Source organism: Pseudomonas sp. PS01298 (assembly GCF_029959745.1).
GTDB lineage: Bacteria > Pseudomonadota > Gammaproteobacteria > Pseudomonadales > Pseudomonadaceae > Aquipseudomonas > Aquipseudomonas aylmerensis.
The window spans coordinates 160,359-167,470 of sequence record NZ_JASCPP010000003.1; the positions used below are offsets into that span (position 1 = coordinate 160,359).

The 7,112-nt window shown below is 60.8% G+C and carries 6 protein-coding genes; 5 read left to right on the forward strand and 1 reads right to left on the reverse strand.

Features of this window, described 5'->3' with window-relative positions:
* The first annotated feature begins 116 nt into the window (after positions 1-116).
* Positions 117-2,570, forward strand: a complete 2,454-nt coding sequence (locus QMX97_RS02860; protein ID WP_282395913.1) for a UvrD-helicase domain-containing protein — start codon at positions 117-119, stop codon at positions 2,568-2,570.
* Positions 2,571-2,630: 60 nt separating this feature from the next.
* Here QMX97_RS02860 and QMX97_RS02865 read toward each other — a convergent pair whose 3' ends face one another.
* On the reverse strand, positions 2,631-2,903 hold the full coding sequence (locus tag QMX97_RS02865; RefSeq protein ID WP_065905103.1) for a DUF1652 domain-containing protein: 273 nt from the start codon (positions 2,901-2,903) through the stop codon (positions 2,631-2,633).
* A 257-nt stretch (positions 2,904-3,160) separates the two neighbouring features.
* On the opposite strand from QMX97_RS02865, the gene QMX97_RS02870 reads away from it, so the two are divergent.
* Genes QMX97_RS02870 through QMX97_RS02885 form a run of 4 tightly spaced genes read left to right on the forward strand, consistent with a single transcriptional unit; the run spans position 3,161 to position 6,934 of the window.
* On the forward strand, positions 3,161-3,970 hold the full coding sequence (locus QMX97_RS02870; protein ID WP_065905104.1) for a helix-turn-helix domain-containing protein: 810 nt from the start codon (positions 3,161-3,163) through the stop codon (positions 3,968-3,970).
* Positions 3,971-4,019: 49 nt separating this feature from the next.
* Positions 4,020-5,426, forward strand: coding sequence for an FAD-binding oxidoreductase (locus QMX97_RS02875; protein WP_106803914.1), 1,407 nt, complete (start codon positions 4,020-4,022; stop codon positions 5,424-5,426).
* 26 nt (positions 5,427-5,452) lie between these two features.
* Positions 5,453-5,794 (forward strand): cupin domain-containing protein, encoded by a 342-nt coding sequence (locus tag QMX97_RS02880; RefSeq protein WP_213553417.1) that lies wholly within the window; start codon positions 5,453-5,455, stop codon positions 5,792-5,794.
* Positions 5,795-5,854: 60 nt separating this feature from the next.
* A complete protein-coding gene (locus QMX97_RS02885; protein WP_065905109.1) occupies positions 5,855-6,934 on the forward strand; it encodes a polyamine ABC transporter substrate-binding protein in 1,080 nt (359 codons plus the stop codon).
* Positions 6,935-7,112: the final 178 nt, after the last annotated feature.

The window sequence follows — 7,112 nt, forward strand, 5'->3', positions numbered from 1 at the left end:
CTTGTACTTTCAGTTCATCGCCTAACTGCATGACGGCAAAGCAATTGGTGGAACTGAACGGCAATTCCGGCGACCATGGCGAACTTGTTGAAACTCAGCTCATCGCAGGAGTCCGCGTGCCGCAACACAAGCCTGATCTGCCCCCTGAACTGCGCCCCCTGGCAGAAATGCCCCTGTTGAAACGCCTCGCCGCTCGCCTGTTTGGCCATGGCCTGACCCGATTGCGTGCCCAGCACCGGTTTTCCTGGTTGCACGGCCAGGCCGACGGTTTTCGCAGCGGCCATGAAGCAGGGGTGGAGTACGGCTATCGCGAGGGCAAGGCGGACGGCCTTGAGGAAGGCCGCCAAGTCCTGCTGATCCGCGACTTCCGCCCGGACGAGCACCGCGCGCCGGGCGTGGATGACAGCCTGTTCGACGATTGGCGCCTGCCGCTCACGGCCGATATCAAGAAGCGTATCAAGGCCGACGTTGCCCGACTCCTGCCGGCCCATGCCCAGCCGAGCGTGGCGCAATGGAAGATGATCTTCAGCGATACGCCGTCAACCTCGGTGATTGCCGGCGCCGGCGCGGGCAAATCGACCTCGCTGGTGCTGCGGATTCTGCTGCTCACCCATTACCTGGGCTTTGAACTCAGCTCGATGACCGTCGTGACGTTCACCCGCGAGTCGCGCAAAGACTTCATCAACAAGCTCATGGAAATCCTCAACCTCTGGGGCCAACCCCTTGGTTTTAAAGAAGCCCAGGCCGTGGTGCGCACCTTTCATTCGCGCATCCTGCCGATGGTGCGCAGCCTGCCGGGTTTTGAACGCCTGCAGGCGTTCGAGAACCTCAGCGCGGGTTTCGAAGAGGCTGACAGCAACCCGTTCGACCTGCGTATCGGTGATGCCCAGCGCCAGCAGATGAATGCCTGCTATCACCAGTTGCATGGCCGCCACGCGCGATTTCGCGAGCTGATAACGCCGCTGGCCCGACAAGGCCTGCAACTCAAGGAATTGGAGCGTGACCATCCGGATGTGCAGAAGCGCATGGCGGTGACCGAACTGGCCGCCAAGCGTGATGAAGAGCTCTGTGATGTGATCGAGGACCTGTGGTTCCGTGCCGGCGCGTGGCCGATCAAGGGCATTGAGCCCAGCCGCCAGACCTTCGAAATCAATGGTGCGCAGTTTCACTGCCATGGCTATATCCCGGAGCTGGATGCCTGGGTAGTGCTGGGCTTCGACGCGCGGGAGAACGCGCAGATCAGCCGGCCGAATGCAAAGCTGTCGGTGCGTGCAGAGTGGGCGGTAAAGCGCACCCTATTTCAAGCTTTCTGTCATAAGCCATTGATATGGTTGGATAGTTACGACTCATCCAAGCGTCTTTTGAGTAGTCTCGCCGGTGACGCCAGTGCCGGGCCCGGCTTTGATTACAAGGTCAAGGGTGAGCTGGCCTCGGCACCGTTGCTGGACAGCTTTGTCATGGCCGCGGGGTTTATCGAGAACCTGGGACTCGACGTGCCGACCGCCGTCGGCAACATGACGTTTGCCAAGGACGATCCCGATCGCTTCTTCTTCGAGGCCCTGAGCATTTTCTGGAAAGCCCTGGAAGACCATCTGCTCGATCAATCCCCGCCGATCATGACCTACAACCGGATGTTTTCGCTGTTCGGCGAAAATACCCCGGAAAACCTCAAGCTGCTCAGTGATCCGCTGTTGCGCCCGATGTCGCACCTGATGATCGACGAGTTCCAGGATGTGTCGCCGCAGATCGTCTCGTGGCTCCGCGCCAGCCTGCGCGAGATCCGCAGTCGCGGCCCGGCAATGCATGTCGGGCGGGGGGCGCAACGCTCGTCGTTGTTGTGCGTGGGCGATGACTGGCAGTCGATCTACGGCTGGCGCGGCAGTTCGCCGAAGTACTTCATGGCATTCAACCAGGAGTTCCCGTCGCCGAGTACCACGCGGGTGATGCTGGGTGAGAACTACCGCAGCCATCAGCACATCATTGATGCTGCCGAACACATTGTGCGGGCCGCACCGGCGATCCCTGGCAAGAAAGCCAAGGCGGCTGGCACACCCAAGGCGTTGGTGCCGGTCACCGTACTCGAACGTGACGACGCCGCCTTGGGTCGCAAGCTGCTGGAGCACTATCAGCAGGGCGATTCAGTATTGATGTTGTATCGAAAAAGTAGCGATAAGCTATTGATTCAAGAGCATATTCAGTCTGTAGTTAATGTGGATTCTAGTTTGCCAATCCAGGCGCGCCGGTTGAAACAGCTGACCTATCACAGCGCCAAGGGCCTGCAGGCGGATGCGGTATTCCTGCTTGGGGATTGCCAGCACGTGACCAGCTCGCCCTACAAGAACCAGGTCTATCGGATGGCGGGCCTGGGCAAGGACGGTGACAGCGAGCCCTATGACACCGCGCAAAAGGACGAAGTGCTGCGCCTGGCTTATGTCGGTATTACCCGAGCGGTGAGCCACTGCTATTGGTATGTGGAGAAACCGGAAGGTCCGGCAGTGAATGTGCCGAAGGCCTCGGAGCGGGTGGATGGCAGGAAAGCCTTCTTCGACGACCAACGAACCCTTGTGTAGGGGCCGGCTTGCCGGCGATGCCTACCCAGATTATTGACCCACTGATTGATGGATGGGCTGTCAGGCCCGCAACGACAGCGGCGGCACGAATGACTCGAGTTCATCCTCCACCGCCTCGATGATGCGCTCCACGTCCGCGGCGTTCATCACCGTGGCACACGGGATGCCGGCAATGGCGATCAAGGTTTCGCCGCTGACACGGTCGAACAGGCGGGCGATCATGCTGCCGGGCGCGTCCATGCTCGCCTCGAAGCCCATCGGATGAAAATGCCAGCGCATCAACTGGCAGGCGTTCGGGAACGTCACTTTGTTCATATTGCCCACCTTGTACATTGAGCGCTTCCTTTAGCTCGCGGCAGGGAGCCATGACCTTCACTGGTCGTGGCGTCGGAGAACTTCAAAATAGCATTCGTTCGTAAGCCCAAGGAGACTTTTTTAGCCCCGTTCGGCGGTTGTTTTCGATTCGTTTGATATGGATCACGGCTTACAGGAAATTAGGCAAAAGGCCATTAGTCAGAAGTTGCCACCGTCCATTGAACGCGCCGCCAAAATTCGGCAATCTCCAGGGTTTACCCGCCGCAGAGCCCTTCATGCCCGACCTCAGCCCCGACGATGACAGCCAGTGTTCCCACGCCACGCGTGAACTGGTGCTGCGCCACCACCTGTGCTGGCGACATCGGGACCTGGACGGGGTGATGTCCTATTACCACGCGGATATCCAGTACCACGACTTCTTCCAGAACCGGGTGGTCGGCTATGCCGAGTTGCGTGAGTACCTGCAGGCCAGCATGCCCCGCGAAGCGGACGAGGCGATTGAACACTCCGATCGCATTCGCGCCGATGGCGACACCGCGTTTATCCAGTATCGCATCACGCTGCGGGGCAGCCAGGGGCTGGTGTCGTTTCGGACCAGCGAGGCCATCACGGTGCGGGACGGGTTGATCTGGCGGGTCAATGAATACGCGTCGCTGGTGCATGAACAGCCGACGCAGGCGACGCGACCCACGGTCAGCCGCCTGGGCCTGTCGCCCCAGCAATTGGGGCACATGGCCAATGACCTGCAGCAATACTTCGAGCGCAAGCAACCCTACCTGGACCCGGAGCTGGACCTGCAGCGGGTTGCCAAGGAGTGTGGCTACAGCCGCAATCAGATTTCCTACCTGCTGAACCAGGTGCTGGGGCAAAGCTTCTACCGCTACGTCAACCAGGCGCGGCTCCAGCATTTGCTCGCAGCCCTGGACAGCGCGGTGCCGCCGATCAAGGTCGATGACCTGGCGTTTGCGGCCGGTTTCAATTCGCTGTCGGCGTTCTACAGCGCGTTTCGCCAGCACACCGGCCAATCGCCCAAGGCCTACGTCAAACAAATTTCCCTGCGTGCACGCGCGCAAGACAGCCAATAACGCCGCGCTCTAGGATCCAGCCTATCGAAACGAGGTAGGGGAGCTTGGCATGCCGGCATGGCGCAATATCAGTTTATGGATGGACCAGCTGGACGACCCGCTGACCGCGCGGCCCTCCCTTGAGCATGACCTGGACGTCAATGTCGCCATTATCGGCGCCGGTTACACCGGCCTGTGGACCGCCTATTACCTGAAACGCCAGGCGCCTGAACTGAAAATCGCGATCATCGAGGCGCAAACCGCCGGCTTCGGTGCCTCCGGCCGCAATGGCGGCTGGCTGATGGGCAACCTGCTGGGTGAAGACCGCCTGCTGGCAGGCCTGGCGCCCGAACAACGGCGCGCCTCGTTTGACCTGTTGCACGCCATTCCCGACGAAGTGGCCCAGGTGCTGGCCCATGAAGGCATCGACTGCGACTACCGCAAGGGCGGTGCGTTGTACTGTGCCGCGCGCTACCCCGAGCAGGAAGGCAGCCTGCGCCGCTACCTGGATAAATTGCATGCCCAGGGCCTGACGGAGGCCGACTATCGCTGGCTCGGCCCTCAGCAATTGGCCGAGCAGATTCGCATCGCCAAGCCCTATGGCGGTATTTATGCACCGCATGTCGCCACGATCAACCCGGCCAAGCTGGTGCGCGGCCTTGCGCGGGTAGTGGAGGGCATGGGCGTCGCGATCTACGAAAACAGCCCGGTCACCCACTGGCAGTCCGGCAGCCTGCGCACCGCCAAGGCCAGTGTGCGCGCCGCCTGGGTGGTGCCGGCTGTCGAGGGGTACGCCACGACGTTGCCGCCTCTGGGCCAGTACCAATTGCCGGTACAGAGCCTGATCGTTGCCACCGAGCCGCTGCCTGCCAGCACCTGGGATCAAATCGGCCTGAACCATGGCCAGGCATTTGGTGAGAGCAGCCGCCAGGTCACTTATGGCCAGCGTTCGGCGGACAACCGCCTGGTGTTCGGCGCCCGTGGCGGTTATCAGTTCGCCGGCAAGTTGCGGCACAACTTCGATTTGACCGACAGCGAGGTCGAGCTGCGTCGCTACCTGTTCGGCGAACTCTTCCCACAGCTCAAGAACGTGCGGATCACACACTCCTGGGGCGGCAACCTCGGCATGTCGCGCCGGTTCCGCCCGCACATGCTCTGTGATCACAAGACCGGCATCGCGCTGTCCGGCGGCTATGGCGGGGAGGGCGTCGGTGCGACGAACCTGGGCGGCCGCACCTTGGCCGACTTGATCCTGGGCCGCGACACACCGCTGGTCCAGCAACCCTGGGTGATCCGCGAGCGCGGCCTGGACGCGCTCAAGGCCTGGGAACCGGAACCCTGCCGCTGGCTGGGGTACAACGCGATCATTCGCAGTTTTGTCCATGAAGACCAGGTGTTGGCCAATCCCAACACCGCGCCCTGGCGCCGCAAGCTGGCGACCGGCATGGCCGAGTTCATGGAAGGTTTCATGCACTAAGTCGTTTCACTCACACGGGAAAACCCATGAGCATCACTCAATTCAAAGACACGCTGAATGCCCACTTGCCCGACGCCTCACCGGTGGCCGTGCCGTTGGGCGAGCCCATCGCCGTGGCCTCGACCCTGAGCGTGGAGCGCAACGACGGCGTCGAAACCGGCATCTGGGCGTGTACGCCGGGCCGCTGGCGTCGGCAGATCAAATCCCAGGAGTTTTGCCACTTTATCCAGGGCCGCTGCACCTTCACCCCGGACGACGGAGAAATCATTCACATAGAAGCCGGCGACGCACTGATGTTGCCAGCCAACAGCACCGGTATCTGGGATATCCAGGAAACCGTGCGCAAGACCTACGTATTGATTCTGTAACGCTTTGATCCTTGATCGCCTGCCATAAAAACAGCCCTAAAACCGCCAGGAAATCGAACCATGAAAGCCATTGCCCTGTTGCCCTTGATGTTGGTGGCCTCTATCAGCCAGGCCGCCGAGACGGTGAAAATCTACAACTGGTCGGACTACATCGCGCCGGACACCACCAAGAACTTCCAGAAAGAAACCGGCATCGGTTTTACCTACGACGTCTACGACAGCAACGAGACCCTGGATGGCAAGTTGATGACCGGTAAATCCGGCTACGACGTGGTGTTTCCGTCCAACCACTTCATGGCCCGCCAGATCCAGGGCGGCGCGCTGAAGAAGCTCGACAAGAGCCAGTTGCCGAACTGGAAGAACCTCAACCCGGTGCTGCTCAAGGCTCTGGAAAACAACGACCCGGGCAATGCCCACGGCTTCCCGTACCTGTGGGGCAGTACCGGCATCGGCTACAACATCGACAAGGTCAAGGCGGTGCTGGGCGATAACGCGCCAGTGGATTCCTGGGACTTGATCTTCAAGCCCGAGAACATGGCCAAGTTGCAGAAGTGCGGAGTGGCGATCCTCGATAACGGCCCGGAATTGTTGCCCGCCGCGCTGAATTACCTGGGCTTGCCGCACCATAGCAAGAAGGCCGAAGACTACAAGAAGGCCGAAGACCTGCTGATGAAAGTGCGGCCTTACGTGGCGTACTTCCACTCCTCGAAATACACCGCTGACCTGGCCAATGGCGATATCTGCGTGGCCGTCGGTTTCTCCGGCGACATCCTGCAAGCCGAAAGCCGCGCCAAGGAAGCCAAGAACGGCGTGAACATCGGCTACAACATTCCCAAGGAAGGCGCCGCCATCTGGTTCGACATGGTCGCGATGCCCGCCGATGCACCCGACGAAAAAGCCGGCTATGCGTTCATGAACTACCTGTTGCGCCCGGAAGTGATGGCCAGCATCACCAACTACGTGCACTACGCCAACGGCAACCAGGCGGCCGACAGCCTGGTGGACCCGGCGATCAAGGCCGACACCAAGGTCTACCCGAGCCCCGAGATGATGGGCAAGCTGTTCGCGCTGGAAGCCATGCCGCTGAACATCGACCGGATTCGGACGCGGGTGTGGAACACCATTCGTACCGGGCGCTGAAAAATTGGCGGTGGAGTGGCTACTGCGGCAAGCCTGTTTAGTGTGGTGAACCGGGTTGTTGTGGCGAGCGGGTTTATTGTGGCGAGCGGGCTTGCCCCGCGTTGGGCTGCGCAGCAGCCCCAAAACCAGCCTCAGAGGAGTACCTGATACACCGCATGCTCACTGAATGGGGCTGCTT